The sequence below is a fragment of the Bacillus sp. DJP31 genome (genome assembly GCF_049310945.1).
Taxonomy (GTDB): Bacteria; Bacillota; Bacilli; order Bacillales; family SA4; genus Bacillus_BS.
In genome coordinates this window covers 34,767-51,600 of record NZ_JBMERO010000026.1, presented here as the reverse complement: position 1 = coordinate 51,600, position 16,834 = coordinate 34,767, and the positions used below count along the sequence as shown (strand labels likewise).

At 35.6% G+C, this 16,834-nt stretch carries 16 protein-coding genes and 6 pseudogenes; 3 read left to right on the top strand and 19 right to left on the bottom strand.

Features of this window, described 5'->3' with window-relative positions; all coding sequences use genetic code 11:
• Positions 1-164: 164 nt before the first annotated feature.
• The 9 genes and pseudogenes from ACOI1C_RS18370 to ACOI1C_RS18330 form a co-directional block, all read right to left on the bottom strand.
• Complete coding sequence (locus ACOI1C_RS18370; protein WP_422512039.1) at positions 165-614, bottom strand: hypothetical protein; 450 nt, start codon at positions 612-614, stop codon at positions 165-167.
• A gap of 389 nt (positions 615-1,003) precedes the next feature.
• Positions 1,004-1,581 (bottom strand): annotated as a pseudogene (locus ACOI1C_RS18365) (histidine kinase dimerization/phospho-acceptor domain-containing protein); the annotation flags it as partial.
• A gap of 55 nt (positions 1,582-1,636) precedes the next feature.
• The gene (locus tag ACOI1C_RS18360) at positions 1,637-2,266 is read right to left on the bottom strand and encodes a response regulator transcription factor (RefSeq protein WP_422512038.1); all 630 of its coding nucleotides are present in this window, start codon (positions 2,264-2,266) and stop codon (positions 1,637-1,639) included.
• A 135-nt stretch (positions 2,267-2,401) separates the two neighbouring features.
• Positions 2,402-2,737: a hypothetical protein gene (locus ACOI1C_RS18355; RefSeq protein WP_422512037.1), complete on the bottom strand. Its 336-nt coding sequence runs from the start codon at positions 2,735-2,737 to the stop codon at positions 2,402-2,404.
• A gap of 48 nt (positions 2,738-2,785) precedes the next feature.
• Complete coding sequence (locus tag ACOI1C_RS18350) at positions 2,786-2,932, bottom strand: hypothetical protein (protein ID WP_422512036.1); 147 nt, start codon at positions 2,930-2,932, stop codon at positions 2,786-2,788.
• A 365-nt stretch (positions 2,933-3,297) separates the two neighbouring features.
• Positions 3,298-3,570: pseudogene (locus ACOI1C_RS18345) on the bottom strand (cupin domain-containing protein); the annotation flags it as partial.
• A 131-nt stretch (positions 3,571-3,701) separates the two neighbouring features.
• Entirely contained in the window at positions 3,702-5,144 is a 1,443-nt protein-coding gene (locus ACOI1C_RS18340) for a carbon starvation protein A (RefSeq protein ID WP_422512035.1), read from the bottom strand.
• A gap of 122 nt (positions 5,145-5,266) precedes the next feature.
• Positions 5,267-5,995 carry a LytR/AlgR family response regulator transcription factor gene (locus ACOI1C_RS18335; RefSeq protein WP_422512034.1) on the bottom strand — a complete coding sequence of 243 codons (729 nt, stop codon included), beginning with the start codon at positions 5,993-5,995 and terminating at the stop codon, positions 5,267-5,269.
• Positions 5,985-7,736 carry a LytS/YhcK type 5TM receptor domain-containing protein gene (locus tag ACOI1C_RS18330; RefSeq protein WP_422512033.1) on the bottom strand — a complete coding sequence of 584 codons (1,752 nt, stop codon included), beginning with the start codon at positions 7,734-7,736 and terminating at the stop codon, positions 5,985-5,987. Before ACOI1C_RS18330 ends, ACOI1C_RS18335 begins: the two co-directional genes overlap by 11 nt.
• A gap of 166 nt (positions 7,737-7,902) precedes the next feature.
• Here ACOI1C_RS18330 and ACOI1C_RS18325 point away from each other — a divergent pair, with 166 nt between their 5' ends.
• Positions 7,903-8,823 carry a ketopantoate reductase family protein gene (locus ACOI1C_RS18325; protein WP_422512032.1) on the top strand — a complete coding sequence of 307 codons (921 nt, stop codon included), beginning with the start codon at positions 7,903-7,905 and terminating at the stop codon, positions 8,821-8,823.
• Between the two features lie 168 nt (positions 8,824-8,991).
• Positions 8,992-9,129 (top strand): annotated as a pseudogene (locus ACOI1C_RS18320) (YitT family protein); the annotation flags it as partial.
• Positions 9,130-9,181: 52 nt separating this feature from the next.
• Here ACOI1C_RS18320 and ACOI1C_RS18315 read toward each other — a convergent pair.
• From ACOI1C_RS18315 to ACOI1C_RS18275, 9 genes and pseudogenes are all read right to left on the bottom strand, one after another.
• Positions 9,182-10,041 (bottom strand): annotated as a pseudogene (locus ACOI1C_RS18315) (metallophosphoesterase).
• Between the two features lie 223 nt (positions 10,042-10,264).
• Entirely contained in the window at positions 10,265-10,624 is a 360-nt protein-coding gene (locus tag ACOI1C_RS18310; protein ID WP_422512031.1) for a cupin domain-containing protein, read from the bottom strand.
• A 52-nt stretch (positions 10,625-10,676) separates the two neighbouring features.
• A complete protein-coding gene (locus ACOI1C_RS18305) occupies positions 10,677-11,186 on the bottom strand; it encodes a GNAT family N-acetyltransferase (RefSeq protein WP_422512030.1) in 510 nt (169 codons plus the stop codon).
• Positions 11,187-11,458: 272 nt separating this feature from the next.
• Positions 11,459-12,001, bottom strand: coding sequence for a GNAT family N-acetyltransferase (locus tag ACOI1C_RS18300; RefSeq protein ID WP_422512029.1), 543 nt, complete (start codon positions 11,999-12,001; stop codon positions 11,459-11,461).
• A gap of 599 nt (positions 12,002-12,600) precedes the next feature.
• Positions 12,601-12,940 (bottom strand): annotated as a pseudogene (locus tag ACOI1C_RS18295) (short-chain dehydrogenase); the annotation flags it as partial.
• A gap of 250 nt (positions 12,941-13,190) precedes the next feature.
• Positions 13,191-13,416 (bottom strand): annotated as a pseudogene (locus ACOI1C_RS18290) (transposase-like zinc-binding domain-containing protein); the annotation flags it as partial.
• 412 nt (positions 13,417-13,828) lie between these two features.
• The gene (locus tag ACOI1C_RS18285; RefSeq protein ID WP_422512028.1) at positions 13,829-14,272 is read right to left on the bottom strand and encodes a YueI family protein; all 444 of its coding nucleotides are present in this window, start codon (positions 14,270-14,272) and stop codon (positions 13,829-13,831) included.
• A gap of 137 nt (positions 14,273-14,409) precedes the next feature.
• Complete coding sequence (locus ACOI1C_RS18280; RefSeq protein WP_422512027.1) at positions 14,410-14,838, bottom strand: hypothetical protein; 429 nt, start codon at positions 14,836-14,838, stop codon at positions 14,410-14,412.
• A gap of 220 nt (positions 14,839-15,058) precedes the next feature.
• Positions 15,059-15,676, bottom strand: coding sequence for a hypothetical protein (locus ACOI1C_RS18275; RefSeq protein ID WP_422512026.1), 618 nt, complete (start codon positions 15,674-15,676; stop codon positions 15,059-15,061).
• A gap of 144 nt (positions 15,677-15,820) precedes the next feature.
• On the opposite strand from ACOI1C_RS18275, the gene ACOI1C_RS18270 reads away from it, so the two are divergent.
• Positions 15,821-16,042: a hypothetical protein gene (locus ACOI1C_RS18270; RefSeq protein ID WP_422512025.1), complete on the top strand. Its 222-nt coding sequence runs from the start codon at positions 15,821-15,823 to the stop codon at positions 16,040-16,042.
• A gap of 272 nt (positions 16,043-16,314) precedes the next feature.
• Here ACOI1C_RS18270 and ACOI1C_RS18265 read toward each other — a convergent pair whose 3' ends face one another.
• Positions 16,315-16,830 carry a GNAT family N-acetyltransferase gene (locus ACOI1C_RS18265; RefSeq protein WP_422512024.1) on the bottom strand — a complete coding sequence of 172 codons (516 nt, stop codon included), beginning with the start codon at positions 16,828-16,830 and terminating at the stop codon, positions 16,315-16,317.
• Between the last annotated feature and the right edge of the window lie 4 nt (positions 16,831-16,834).

Below are 16,834 nucleotides of genomic sequence, written 5' to 3'. Positions count from 1 at the left end.
AAAACCTTATACCTATATTTCGTAACCCATATAACGTGGTATTTTATATCAAATACAGCATGACTACTTTTTTGATAACCGTCCATACGAAATGGGTAAAATGCGACATTTAAGAATCTATTAACCTATTTAACTAAATTGATCGTTAAAATATTTAGACATTTTCAAAATGTAATTTTCCAAAATTCACGGTCTTCTAAGACTAGATCATAAGGTTTCTTTATGTCCATCCAACGAATGTTTTGTTTTTTTGAAATTGCCAAGTCTTCTTTACCACTCAGACAAGTAAAATACTCTACAACTCCACTTGCCTGAAGGGCTTTATCTAAATAAGAGTATAGTATTATTAAACATTTTTCTTCATCCACAGTTCCTTTTAATTGATATTTTAAAGGGATGTAACTTGAGCCAACTGCGACTTGGTGATTGAATGAGAAGTGCGGACTAAATGAAAATCTTCGTTTTAATTTACTATCGTAATTATTTTCAAAATATACATTCGTGAAGTCTAATTCATCTCTAAAGATATTCGGTTTTTCAAACGATAAAGGGTTTGATCCAAATGAACCTTTAGGTAATCTCATTGATGAAGCAATATAAATATATTGAGTCATAAATGTTTCCCCTTTCTATATTTTCTTATTAAACTAGCCTTCGTTAATTTAAGTATATTCTTTACTTAGTGGATTTTCTATATATCATTATAAAAGAAAATAACATGCTTTTAATAGGGCATTTTTACCTTTTTTCCATTCTGCCTCTTTGGTTTATTGCCAATAATAAATTTCCTATACATAAAAAAGGGCGTATTTGCACTTCTAACAATTATGTTTGTTGATGCACTTTATAAATTTTATAAGATCTATAATATAGCCTTTACATCATAATGAATTAACAAGATTTATCTTTAGTAAATCTTGTTCAGCTAAAGCTCACCCCGTAATGGAGCAATGAAAAAAGCCTAATTTTAAATATTTTACGCTGAAAATTTAGTAAGGAAATCTACTTTTTGAAGAGCCACCCTTTCTTTTTTAAAGTGCTCCGTACCGGCGTCAATTTTTGATAACTTTAGTAAAGAAGAAACGGGCCACTCCATTCTTTCTAATTGAACGCCAATATTACGCGTGAATTCGACCCTTTTTATTTCTTTTAGATTAGGATCACTTAACAAATCAGCCATCACCGTCATTGACGTTAGTGGTGTCTTTAGCTGATGGGATATATCCGAAATGGCATTGGTTAATTTCGCTTTGTCACGTTGCAAAAGCGAGCTATGCTCAGATGCCATTAAAGTCACTTTATAGATGTCATTTTTTAATAGCATAGCTCCCCCTCATGGTTATCTCGAAGATCAAGGGTATAATCTCCACTACTAATGCGGCGTAAATAACTTGAAAGCTTTTCAATTTCTCGATAACGCCAAGCTGTAAAACCTAGACTACAGCCTATAAGCAAAGCAGATGTGATGAATACAAGTATCGCGGCTTGTAAGCAAAGAATGATTGCAGCTAAACCCGTTGCAATTAGACAGATTGTACTAAGGAAGAGGACTAGTAGCTGAATTTCTCGATTTCGTAGCAAACTACTCACCGACCTTATAGCCCAAACCACGCACGGTTTTAATGAGCGTCGGGCTTTACGGAACATCATCAAGCTTTTCTCTTAATCTCTTGATATACACCGTTAGCGTATTATCATTAACAAAATCACCCGCTACATCCCAGATACGCTCTAGTAGTTGATTTCTCGTTAACACTTGTCCAATATGAGTCGCAAATATGAGGAAAAGCCGATACTCCAGTGCTGTCACAAGCACTTCCTCACCATTTTTATAAATCTTGCCTTCTAATGTATTCACACGAATATTCTCAATTTCGATAACTGGCTTCGCCTGCGATTGCTTGTGGTAACGGCGGAACACTGAATTAATTCTTGAAAGCAGCTCACGAATACGAAATGGCTTCGTTATATAATCATCTGCCCCCATATCAAGACCCATCACCACATTCACCTCGTCATCAAAGGCTGTCAGAAAAATGACCGGCTTATCACTGTTCTTTTTCACATACTTACATAAATCATACCCACTACCATCCGGTAAAGATAAATCAAACAAACACAAATCGAACTCATCTAACTGTTCAGCTAGAACCTTCAATGCCGTTTCTACATTGTGACAGAGAATGGTCTCATATTCATCGTTCTGCAAGGAATACTCCAATCCAGCTGCAATGGTTTTATCATCTTCAACCATTAAAATTTTCATCAGTAACCTCTAACGTTCACTTATTTTCTATTATCATATTTTATCAGACTACTACTAGTCAAAAATATAGGGCAGCTGAGAGTAACGACAAAAAGCAGCTTTCTTGCAAAAACGGCTTGGGGGAATGTATACTCGTTAATCTCTATGCCGAACGAAATAAATTAATGGATTCAATAAACTTAAGCCCACAATCGCTAAAAATAGAACGCTTGAAACCGAATCTTCTGCTAAATTGATCTCATCAACAATGATTCCGTTATAAAATAATATTTGTGCAGATACCACTATAGAAAGGATTGAAATACTTGAGACAGAGAAGCCATTTATAATGTTACGTTTTGATTTTGGTAGTTTCATTCCTATAAAAATATTCAATGTAACGATAAAAAAAGTAATAAAAACAGGTCTTAATAACGTGAAGACTTCAAATGTTTCAAATGATTCGTATGTGTACATCATATATGCCTGCAAGTAAGTTATTTCACCTTTCTCATTCTCGTTAGCTTCCTACATGTTTCATTACTCACATTCTAGTGCTTCTTTTGACTTATCAAATGTCACATACTCACCGCGGTCAATTTCTCCACTTACTTCATAGGCCATCTTCTCTAATGCCTTTCCTAGATTTTCCTTCCGCTCTGGTAATTTCTTTTCGATCTGTTCCATAGTCAGTCTTTCTCTCCTTAAATCTTTTCGAATTTATACCGTCTTCCTCCTCATTGTTTTGGTTTGCCTCTTCTTCTTTTGTCATTTCGGTTCCTGAAAGCTAAAAATATTCATATTGATTAAAGAAAGTATCATCTGGAGTTACAGCTTTGATATAGGTCATTTCCTTTTCCGTAACGATAGGCACAAAAAATTCTGTTCCCCATTGTCCTGAATGGAATACAGAAGCAAACTCATTGTTCAAGTTAACTGTAAACCATTTGAACTCCCCATTTTCATGCAATTGTTGTGCAACAGGTAATCTGAGAGTGGAGATGATTTATTAGTGCCTGGATCAATGCAACGATTGTTCATATGCTAAGCTACTAAATCAACTCCAAATCAGAAACCGTTCTTTCATTTACTTGATCTCCCGTGTTAAGTGTTGATTTTGGTTCCAGCAACAGGACGTGTACTTCTTCTTCGGCAACAGGTAGGTGCTCAACACCCTTTGGAACGATGATGAACTCTCCTTCATTTAATGTAATGTCTTTATCTCTGAATTTAAGCAATAGCTTTCCTTTTACGACAAGGAACATCTCATCCTCATGTTCATGACGATGCCAGACAAACTCGCCTTTTAATTTAGCGAATTTCAAGGAAGCATGGGGACGGTTCTCGTGCTTCCTGGTTCAACAAAAAAAGCATGTGAATTCAGTTGTGAATTCACATGCTTTCCGTTTGGTTTTATTCTGTTTGAGAACTCGTTAGAAAAACCCCAAGCTCTTTATTAAGCTACCTTTTCAAATACATCTTCATCTAGCTGTACGTTATTATTACGAGCTTTGATTGCTGCTTTGAAGAAGATTGCAACAATTGCTACAGTAATAATTGCAGCAGCGATGTATGAAATGGTCATTGATAAGCCAAATCCAATTTGTGCGTTTAGGATATACGTGAATACGGTCATGGTCATGAAGATTGCTGGGATCATGGCGATCCAGTATTGTTTCTTCGCAATAAATAGATACATTGCACCAACCCATAGGGCAATGACAGCCGTTGATTGGTTAGCCCATGAGAAGTAACGCCATAAAATCGTAAAGTCAACAAAAGTTAAAGCAACAGAAATGACGAACAATGGAAGGGCAATCCATAAACGAGTTGACACTTTCTTTTGAGCGATTTTTAAATAATCCGCGATAATCATACGAGCACTTCTGAATGCCGTGTCTCCAGAAGTAATGGGAAGGATGATTACTCCAATAACGGCGAGTGTACCACCAACAGCACCAAGCAATGTTGTTGAAACTTCACTAACAATTGCTCCTGGTCCACCATTAGCAAGAATCTCGCTTAACGATTGGCCATCAAATATACTCATTGCTGCTGCAGCCCAGATCATCGCGATGATACCTTCTGCGATCATCATTCCGTAAAAAATGAAACGTCCTTGTTTTTCATTTTGTGTTGTACGAGAAATAATTGGTGTTTGAGTTGCATGGAATCCTGAAAGTGCACCACATGAAATCGTTAAAAATAATAGAGGAAAGATTGCAGCATTACCAGGATGCATGTTTTCAAAAGTTAATTCAGGGATTGATGCGCCTGTAAAGATTAACATTCCACCAACACCTACTGCACTAATAATTAGTAAAGCTCCAAATACTGGATATAGGCGTCCAATGATTTTATCGATAGGTAATAGTGTTGCTAAAATATAATAGACAAAAATTGCAGCGATGATAAGTCCCATTGCTACCTGCCCATTCATTAACGAATGAAGGAGACCAGCTGGTGCAGTAACAAAAACAGTACCTACTAACAAGAGTAATAGAATGGCAAAAGCATTAACTACGTGCTTCATTACCTTACCTAAAAATTTACCCGCAAGCTCGGGTAGATGTGCACCACGATTTCGAATGGATATCATACCTGTTAAATAATCATGAACGGCTCCAGCAAATATACAGCCGACTACGATCCAAACGAACGCAACAGGCCCGTAAAGTGCACCCATGATTGGACCGAAGATTGGACCAACACCCGCAATATTTAAAAGCTGAATCAATGAATTGTTTTTTTTGCCCATTGGTAAGTAATCAACGCCATCACTATGTGTATAAGCTGGTGTTTTACGACCTTCGTTCACACCAAAAACCTTTTCTACGAACTTACCATAAGTGAAGTAACCTACCACTAATAGAATGATACTTGCAATAAAAGTAAACATGAAAAAATCCCCCTTCTTGTATCCGCTTACATTAAGTATAAAGAAAAGGCGGAAAATGTGACGTTTTTGTGTCTGACATGTTGTTTTTAGTGTTTAAGAGGTATGAATGTTAAGACAACATGTCATAGTTCAAGCCGTGCCCGCAATCCTTTTACATAGTTTCGACTTACAGAGAGAAGTTCCTTTATATCTTTTATTTCTAATTGGTAGGCACCATTAAACCAAGGAGTCAAACGTACCACGTAATCTAGATTGACTAAATATCCTTTGTGAATGCGAAAAAAAGAAAAATCTTTTAATCTAGTTTCTAAATCCTTTAAAGGTGTTTTAGTATCATATGTATTATCTTTTGTAACGATTTTTGTATATCTTTCATCTCGGTATATATATAAAATGTTAGCGGGGTGAAGGTAAAGAATCTCATCATCACCTTCAACTGCAAGCTTGTTTGGATGAAGAGTATTTATTTGATTGTTATCATGGGGTAATAGTTTCCTTTTAATTCTTGTAATTGTGTCTCGTAATTGATTATCGTCAAACGGCTTTAGTAAATAGTCTATGGCTTCTTGGCGAAAAGCCTCTACTGCAAAATCTGGATAAGCAGTGGCAAATACGATGAGGGGAACATGCTTGCATTCTTTAATTGCCTTTGCAACCTCTATCCCATTCATTTTCGGCATTTCTATATCTAAGAATAGGACATCTGGCTGAAGTTGGAGAGTCTTCATCACACCACTTTCACCCGAATCTGCCTCTCCTACAACTTCGATAAATTCATATTCTTTTAATAGATGTATGATTTCTTCACGGCTATAACGTTCGTCATCAATGATAAGTACTTTAATTTTCATTACTTTCCTCCAAATCTGTTACTATTCGAAAATAGACAGTTGTACCTTCTTCTATTTTGCTATTTATATGGATCGCCGCAGCTTCACTAAACATCATAATAAGACGACGATTTACATTGTATAAACCTATTCCTGTCCCAGAATCAGATGTGGAGAATATGATTTTACCTGCCTGGTCAATACGACCTGGATCAAATCCTTTTCCGTTATCCTTAACCGAAATTATCGTTTCTCCATGAACTTCTTTTATGGAAATCTTGATATAACAATTTTTTTCTTTATCTTTAATGCCATGTTTCACTGCATTTTCAACGATCGGTTGGAGAGTTAAAGGTGGTATTTTTTGCGTTAATACGGACTCATCAATTTCATAGGATATCTCCAGTTTATCAATAAAACGAGCCTCTTCGATGGACAAATATGCTCTTACATGTTTCAACTCTTCCTCAAGAGTTGTCCATTTTTGAGTAGTTGCCGATAAATTTTGCCTGAAAAAGTGAGAAAGTGCAATTAATAGCTTTCTGGCCTTCGTCGGATCGATCCGAATTAATGAGACAATAATATTCAACGAATTAAAGAGAAAATGAGGACTGATTTGAGCTTGTAATGCTTTAATTTCAGCTTCCTTTGCTAGTTCATTCGCTTTTTCAACTTGTGCAATCTCAAGTTGATGACTCAATAATGAACTTAGACCTTTTATTAATTCAATTACTAGATTAGAGATCTCCTTTTCACTTTGAAAATAGAACTTTATCGTACCAATTGTCTCCCCACGCCTTTTTAGAGGAGAAATAACCACAGATCTTAATGGACAATCAGGATCTGCGCAATGAATATCACCTTGATTGGCCATAAGTAAACGTCCCTCTTTTATCACTCGTTTCGTGATGGCTGTTTGAAGTGGACTATTTTCTTGATGATGGTCATCACCTAGTCCAATATGCGTTAAAATTTTCTCATTATCTGTCATGGAAATGGCAGACGCTCCGACCTCGTTATATAAAATAGTGCACACTGCTTTTGCTGAGGCTACATTTAACCCCTTTCTAAGGTGAGTGATGGTTAGTTCTGCTAGACGCAAAGCTTTATGAGCTTGAAGTGCCCCTGCTTTTTCCTCTTCATTTACCACGTTTTTGATAATCAAGAGGAATAATGCCGCTCCAATTCCATTTGCTAGAATCATAGGTACACCAATCACTTTTACAAGTGCTAACGAACGATCAAAGGGATCAGCAACGACTAAAATAACAATCATTTGGATGGTTTCTGATAAAGCGCCAATAATTAATGCAGAAGAGAGAGTAGGTTTTCGGTTTTTTTTATGCAAGGCCGCTGAAAGAATACCTGCGATGACTGCAGATAAACCACATGCGATATCCGTAAAACCACCGAGAGTATAACGATGGACACCGGCAATAACTCCTGCACCAATCCCGACTTTATATCCCCCAAGTAAACCCGCAATAACAATCCCAATAACACGTGAATTGGCAATAGCCTCATCTGGAGAAAGACCTTGTGTCCAACGGTTAAATTGTAATGAATCGGTACTAAACGCGATCCCTGAATAGGTACCAATAATACCAAAGAATCCGAAAAAAAGAATAGCGCTATATTGTTGCCTACGATCAAACTGTTCTTGCTGAATCATCCTTCGAAAGAAACGAAACCGTGTAATGACAAAAGCAACTGTTACAATGATGCCAAGTCGTTCAAGCATCGTGATCATTAATTCAAACATAAGAGATTCTCTCCATTGAACGTTTTCTTTGATTTTAGCATACAGATGTGGAAATCCTTAAACAAGGTAAATATTATATAAATTCAGAAAAACTAGTAAGCATTTTTGGTGACGAAAGGTAAAAGCTCCTTTACACTAAAGGTAATTCATAATTCGAGGTGAAAATATGCGGATATTAATAGTTGGTGCTGGAGCAATAGGCGGTTATTTTGGAGGAAGACTACTTGAAAAAGAGGAAGATGTAACCTTTTTAGTACGCGCGGGACGGAAAAATCAGCTACAAGAAAACGGATTATACATTCAAAGTGTAAACGGAAATGTTGCGCTTAGACCAAAGCTTATCACGGAAAAAGAGAATACTGCTTCATTTGATGTGATACTCGTATCAACTAAGGCCTATCATTTGAACGGTGTCTTAGATAGTATTGCACCATTTGTCGGTGAAAACACGATGATTTTACCTTTATTAAACGGAATCTCTCATGTTGAATTACTCCAAAACCGTTTTGGAAAAGAAAGTGTAATTGGCGGCCTCTGTTTTATAGAGTCAACGTTGGACCTGGAAGGAAATGTAGTTCAATCAAGTCCCATTCACGATCTAGTATTCGGTGCAATGAGCGGAGAAAGAACGGAAAGAATTGAGCAGCTAGAAAAAGTATTTAGTGGAACAAAGGCTACTTTTCGCTTAAGTGATGATATCGTAAGTGAAATGTGGCATAAGTATTTGTTTATTACAACTCTTTCTGGTGTAACCACATTGATGCGATCACCAATCGGACCTATTCGTGAGGCTATTGGTGGAACTGAAACAATCTCTCATTTAGTTAAGGAGCTAGCTACTGTGATGAGAGCAGTTGGGGCACCAATTCGAGATCATATAGAGCAAGTCATGCAAGACCGTGTGAATACTTTAGGGTATGAAATGAAATCATCCATGCAACGAGACATGGAAAAGGGACTACAAGTGGAGGCAGATCACCTTCAAGGGTACATATATAACTTAGCAAAAAGGGAAAACATCGAAGTCCCCGTGTTACAAATGATTTATAGTAATCTTAAGGTGTATGAAAGAAGTTTGATAGAGTAACGTTGCTGACATCAAACTATTACTCGGTAGATGGATACAAATTTTAGGATGACGACCAAGCCTCAAGGAAAAAATTATTGTTACCATTCACCAGATACAAAGAAAAAAACAGTGCGATTTGATATATGAAATGCAATGATTTTCTTTGTGTTTTTTCTGTGTAGGACAATTGTAATAAGTAAAAAAGTACCCTTTTCCGTAGAGGAAATTGTCATGTTCATAAACCTATTTATTCTTAGTTCTGCCGGTTTTGTTTACACATGGGACCGAGCCATGTATTCAATTTTAGCTTATGCTTCTTCATCAATTTTTTTGCGGGAGGTCCCTTATAATGATCCTTTGAGTACAGATATTTCGATTAGTTATTTCCCACTTTCAATGTCAAAACCACTATCTCCGGACGATTAAATAGTTTAATAGGAATGATACTATTTCCGAGTCCTCTGTTCACGATCATGGTTGTATTGTCTCCTGTATGTTTTCCAGATGTGTACTCTGGAAATATTCCTTGATTAGGTGCCACTAAACCACCGATAAAAGGAATTCTAAACTGTCCACCGTGAGCATGACCTGAAAGAACCAAATCAATGTCGAAAGTTGAATACAAAGAAATCAGTTCTGGTCGATGGGATAACAGAATATTATAGCTTTCCTTTTCCTCTATTTTACTCATTGAAGTTTTAATCGCTTCTTCTGCTATCTGTCGCTCAGCATATGATTCAGTGTTCTTTGCTGGATCATCAATTCCTATAAGTTGAATATGATCATTTCCTTTCGTTACTTCTCTAAAGGAATTCCTCATTACTAGTACACCTATATCTTTTAATTTAACCTCTAATGCATCAAAATTCCCAGACCACCATTCATGTTTCCAGTCACAAAATAGACTGGAGCGATTTGTACCATTCTCTCCATTAATTTCAGAGCGTTCTTTTCATTGTATCGTTTCGAATCTACCAAATCCCCAGTAAAGACTATTAGATCAGGATCTATCTTCTCCACTCTTTTATAAATTCCATGTTGATTTTTTCCAAATAATTTACTGTGAAGATCAGACAATTGAAGAATTCTATACCCATCAAAATCTTGTGGAACCTTACTCGAGATTATGCTGTATTCGGTCGTTACAATTGAGTTATTTTGATAATAGAAAAAAACAGACAGTAAGATAAGTCCAACAAAAATATATAACAATATTTTTCTAACCTTATTCTTCAAAATCCGTTACCTCACTTTGATTGTTTTTGAAAAGTTGTAAAGGCTATTCAAAAGACTGTCCTGTATTAATCAACATAATATTTTGTGTTCCTCGCTTTACCTATTTGCTTTATTCTCCCTTCACCTAATAGATTGTTTATAAGGATCGTTATGCTGGATTTGCTCAATTTCAATTCTTCTTCAAGTCCTTCCTAGACTCGATATTAAATATCTAGCAACACAACTAAATCAACTCCAAATCAGAAACCGTTCTTTCATTTACTTGATCTCCCGTGTTAAGTGTTGATTTTGGTTCCAGCAACAGGACGTGTACTTCTTCTTCGGCAACAGGTAGGTGCTCAACACCCTTTGGAACGATGATGAACTCTCCTTCATTTAATGTAATGTCTTTATCTCTGAATTTAAGCAATAGCTTTCCTTTTACGACAAGGAACATCTCATCCTCATGTTCATGACGATGCCAGACAAACTCGCCTTTTAATTTAGCGAATTTCACATGCGTATCGTTGATCTCACCTGCAATTTTAGGACTCCAGTATTCATTAAATAGTTTGAACTTTTCATTAATATTTACTTTTTCCAATAAGAACACCCCTTTGTATATGGTTCAATTTCTCAGAAACTAGTAATCATATTCAACTTTTCAAAAGTAACCCGTTTGGTCTATAACGACCCATAATTGTTTCATCAATAAACCTTCCATTTGCTCGTATGGCGCCTTTTTTCTTTCCCTCTACGATGAATCCAACCTTCTCATATAATGCTTGTGCACCTGGATTGGTTTCCAAGACACCGAGTTCAATGCGTTCAAGCATGAGCCAATTGTCTGCAAGATCAAGCATCTTACTAAGCAATGCTATACCTATTCCTTTGTTGTGATGTTCACTATCAACTCCTATAAACAATTCTCCAAAATGAGAACGACGGCCCGACTTTTGACTCATGCCAATGAAACCAACTACAATTCCGTCTAGCTCTGCCACAAACTCAAAATCAGTTTGCCCTAAATTGCGGATTCGGTTTTCCACAGCATTTATTCTCATGCTTGGTAAAAAGACCATATTCGGCAGCACCTCGTCTTGTATGTAAATTCGGTGAAGTGCGACTGCATCAGTAGTTTGTATTGGACGAATTTTCACTTCCATTATGATTCCTCCTTATAGTAAATGGTCATTTATACAATCACATCAAAACAGTATAAGTTTATTCAGTAGTATGCTTGTAAATTAATATGAAACAAAAGAACCTTACTTCAATTCCAGTAAGGCTTTACACATACTATTCGTCACTAGGAAGATATATCCTTTTATATTTCTCAACCTGTAAGAGGTATAATTCGTGTTGATTGTTTTATACAACCTACTTCTCCTTTAGTTGAAGAAGAAAAAGCAACCTTTTAGCTACCTAGAATTTTGGACTAATTCACCCGTTTGTTCAACAAGGTTGAAGGCGATATAAGATAATAAGCCATTAATATGTCATCACCATATGAACCATCTTCATATTTGAACTGATGTCTTTGCCTGCCTTCTTCTACAAAGCCTATACGATTATATACTTTAATGGCTCTATCATTTATGGAAACTACCCCTAAGCAAATCTTTTCTAAACTATTTTGTTTTTCAGCCCAATTTATCAGGAATTCAATTAGTTTGGTCCCAATACCTTGATTGGTATATTCATCTCTGATTCCCATTCCCATTGACCCAGCATGTTTTAAACGTTCAAGTTCATAACGATTGAAGAGCAAAAAACCAACCACTTTACCTTCTACTTCATAGACGATATAAAGATTACCTTTCTCATGGCTTTTCTGAATTTTTTCTCTCTCCTTTTCAACATTGCTTGGTAATTCATTGGGGGATGGTACAAAAAATTTTGTCGTCGTTTCTGATAATATAATTTCTTTTCTAATATCAATAATTGATTCAGCATCAGTTTCTTTGGCTAATCGAATCACTACATCACAACTTTCTTTTAAAATGTCCAATAAGCAAAATGAGCTGACTTCTAAGTTCACTGATCTTCAATTCGAGCATCCTTTCTCCACCAACTTTACTGTTAATCAAAACGTTCTGTTTCAAAACCATCCAACAAATCCTCTAATTCTATTCAAGAACAGATGGCTCAGAAAGCCACTTTGCTAATAGATAATTATCCTTCTCCTCTAATTCACGAACTAGTAAACTATCTCTTTGGAACAACACCATTACATCACTCACCTTTTACGCCATTTGATAATAATTCTCTTTTTATGAAAGTTTCCACCATTTAGTTGTTACTCAATTCAACACAGCTAGCTAAAATCTCTTTATATTTTAACTTAAATTACCTATTCCTTTTGTTTCTTTTATCACCTCAAATGACAACATTAATCGCAACCAAAATAACGAAGTGACAATATGTATTATATTTAGATTAGATAGGTTAAGTAGATGATAATAAAAAGATCACACATATTAGACATATCTAAAATGTGTGGTCCTTTATTTAATTGCTTTTTCAACTAATGCACACGTTAACTCAAAAAGAGGTACAAATTTAATTATATTGCTTTATTTAAATATCCACATTATTTTTGAAGTGATTTCCCCAATGTGGTTGTGAGCCATCAATATCTTTAAACCCATAAATCTCAGAAAGTTCCCACGTACTAAAAATTCCACCCGTTTTATCAGCAATGGTATTGTCCAAGGCGAGACACTTTATTGCTTCCCCAATGTAATAAGGGGATTCAGAAGCAATAAAATGCGGATCAACTTTGGCTCCTTCTTTCCGTAACACCAAAGTGTTCAAGTATAGCTTCTGATCTTAAAAACCCTGGGGTAACTGCAATTGAAGTTATATTGTAATCTTTTAGATCCTGTGCCATTGCTTGAGCCATATGTATATTAGAAATGAGCTTGGAGATACATTTCCCAGCTCATTTGTTATGTGCATTTTTTTTTCCTATAAAAAACGAATAATCTTGGCACTTAGAATGCAAAAGTCTCTCAGTCTTAACTTATCTGCGGTTTCTCAAGTTCCATGAACACTTGCCAAGATAAGCATTTGCTTTTTCTTGCTCAAATCGCTTTCCATTTTTCTATTGCCGAGGAATTGAAACCACACTAAATAAAGTTGTAAATACTTCGTAGGGAATGGTAATTATAACGTTGGCGACCATCTTGCTTCCCGTAACGAACCACTGATGCACTTCCACAATGCCTACAATGAAAACCATGAGAAAACTTTCTCTCTCAGTTCATCAATTAAAGCTCCTTGTTGGGAAGCTGAAACCGAGAAATGGCGAGTTAGATAATCTAAAATAGATTCTTTATCCCTATCGTTTAAAGAAGAATTATCAGCTATTTTGTTCGTTAATAACTTTAACATAGACATGTTGATCTATAAATTGACTTTTCACATCAACAAAAAAAGGCAATTGCCTATATGCGGCAATCCACCTGTTAGTAAAAGAACAATTTCAAAATAAATCTATAAGAGCCTGTTCAAAAAGGAGGACAAAAAGAGCAAAGAAGTTCAAGGAAGCGAAGTCTTGAGCACCGGAGCGTATGTTTTGTATACGTGAGGAGCGGAAAGACGAGCTGACGAAGAAATTCGAAGCTATTTTTGCCGGACTTTTTGAACATCCTCTATAATTGATATTTGCTTGGAACATTATCCTTACGCCCTTAAAAGTAAGGATAATCTACAGATTTTTAGCCTTCTAAGCCCAATACCCTACCAAAGCCCGTGGGCTCCAACTACGAAGGCTATCTTTCTTTCCATATTTACTCCTTCTTCACTAATTAAATAAACTCTTGAAAAATGCAACTAAAGGTTGATCTTTTTCCTCGTTATCCTTTAAATCATTGGTTTCTTGCTGAATAAAAATTTCTTCCATGTCTATGGCATGATCATATGCCAAAACTAATCCTAGATCCGACTCACCGTCTTTATTTACAACCATTGTAAAAAGCATGCCATTCTCATTGGCTATCCTTATATAATCAGATAAATCGGTATAACTCATATTTCCGTTCAAATACATCTTCGCTTCTATATTTGATTTCACTAGGTCTTCAACTTCTTTATAAATACCAGGTTCTTTAACCTGCTTCTTTGTCAGTGCGACGACAACCCGTTCTCTTAATGTTCCTAGAAATCTTTCCCGCTCTTCTGGTTTAATTTCTTTTGTACCATAAATACCATTTTGTAAATATCTGTCTACATTGGGACCGTTTTGCAAAAAGAATACCCCCTTTTAAATGCTGTATTTTTCCTATGCCAAGCCAAAATAGATTTACTTTTAGTTTGGACATCCCCTGAAAAACTATCCACATAGCCTGTAAAACAGGTACCATTCTCTACTATAAAATTGATGAACTACAATATCCTAATCTTCCTTAATGCGTATGACCCGTTTATCTCTGGTAGTCTCTCATATTCTTCTTTTCCAACAATAATGCCATGAATATAGTTCTCAAGTTTTAGTAGATTCTTTACATCCTCTGGATAATCACAGTATGTCTTATGATAAAAAGATTTGGTCTCTCCATCCATTTGAACCTTCCAAACAGAAATGGAAGAAGGTTCGGCATCACATTCCTTATCTTTATCTAAATCTAATTCATCCATTATGTGTATACTCATCATTTCTTTATAAATACTTCTCATCTCTTCTTCTGTTAAGACTATACTGGCCTCGATCGTTCCTTCTTCTACTAGGTCCTTAATAATAATGTCGTTAAAAGTATCTATTTTTTTCTTTCCATATGCCCCATAAGTAAGGCTAAAGTTAAAATCTTTGGGCATCGCTTTGTCTAATTCGAGTGAATTCTCTTAACACCGGCTATCCCTGACAGGATGATCAGAAAAATAAATAGTGGTAAAATGAGTTTTATTCGTTTCAACTCGGGTTGCTCCTTTCACAAATAATTACTCAGAAATGATTACCAGAATATTTAACTGCTTCGCCTTTGTTTATCATGATATATATGAAATCCCTTACTAGTATAAGTTGATCGATACTTCTTTAATTTCTAAATCTTCTCCGCACTAAGAAAGAAACAAAACCAATTACGACAATTGCTATCATCCATAATAATGTACGGGTACCATAAAATTTGTTAACCAAATTACCTTCTTCTGTTGGTGCTTTTCCCTCGCCAAGTTCTACTAAATCATCTTCTGCTTCACTTAATTCATTTGTTCTGTCACAAACGATTGTAGTAAGGCCTGTATTATTATACCCGTACATTGAAGACCGATGAGCATACACTAGATATTCTTCTCCTTGTCTAAAATCATACCCACAATCCCCATGACCTTGACCTGTGGTTATTACTATTTGAGATTTCGATTCACCCTTCCAAGTGGCTATTAGCTCAAATAGTATTTTATTTATAGTACCTCCACCCAATTGTTTTTGTTCTTTTATTTCAATTGCTTTTCCCGTAAAAACGGCGTCTGAACGCTCTAACTCAACTTCAACAGCTCCGGGTTCTATACACGAACAGGCATAGGCAGTTGAGGGGGAAATTGATGTACCTATAACACTTAAGCCGAGGCATAATGCTAGTACAAGGAATACTCTATTTTTCATAGATGAAATTACTTTACCTACAACTTTGTAAATCTTTCTCTGAATCAATCTCTCAATCCTTCTTTCAAAATCTATTTTTGTTTTACTTTTCTTTGTGTATTTTGGTCTAAATCTAACAATAATCAAATATTTTATATGAAGGACAATGAGTATTTTTTGTAACATATCCCATAAGAAATAGGTGAGAATAAAATGTTTGGTGTTCATTTTTTCGAAAACAAAAATCTTTTATTAGTTCAGTTGCGTAAACACGTCCCTTCTGTAGGTGAAGATTTAACCATTAAAGGTCGTAAAGGTAAAGTTACAAGTGTTACTAGTATTAATGAGAAAAAGATTCATGTGCATGTCACCTTGGATAACGTCATTAAAAATACTAAACTGATTGTAGATGATTCGAAAAAGAAAAAAAGGTAAGACACATTTATCTAAAAAAGAACGAACAGATTAGAAATATTAATTCTGTTCGTTCTTTTTATACTTGTTCATAGTCTAAAAAATCTACTCTTACTTAGATAGGTCCTTTTCTAACTTTTTTTGATTTCTTCTAATAATTGTTTTGTTTCTCTTGCTTTTCTACTATCTTGTCAGTCAATATTTCTAACGTCTTTGTAATGGACCATAAGGAAATGAAAATAACTAAAATTACTCCTATATCTATCGTAATCTCCACCTATTTACTACTAAACTCAAAGATCAAACTCTATTTTAAATAATTTAAGCTCCTTGTTATCCTGAGGCAATAAAACCATTCTGTCATACTTCATTCCAATTTTTTCAAGCAGTTTAGAGGAATTGGTATTTTTCTCAGAAGTAATGGCCACAATTTTAGTAAGACCTAAATGATCTCTCCCATATGCAAGAGTGGCGGAAGATGCCTCAAATCCATATCCTCTTCGTTGAAATTTTGAGGAGAAAGCAAAACCTAAATCGGTATCTTCCAATGAATCTCGTTTAATTAGTCCACAGATGCCCAGTGGTGTTTTATCTTCCTTACGTTCAACCAGATACAAACCAAATCCTACTCTTTCATACATGTTTATAAGTACGGAGGAAATATAATTCGTAGCTTGTTCAATTGTCCTAATCTCTCTATCTCCTATATATCTTATCCAGGAAGGATCATTCAAAAGCTCCAGTATAAAGGGAGCATCCTCTTCCCTTGCCCACCGGAGTAGCAATCTTTCTGTTTCAATTACTTTCATAAAT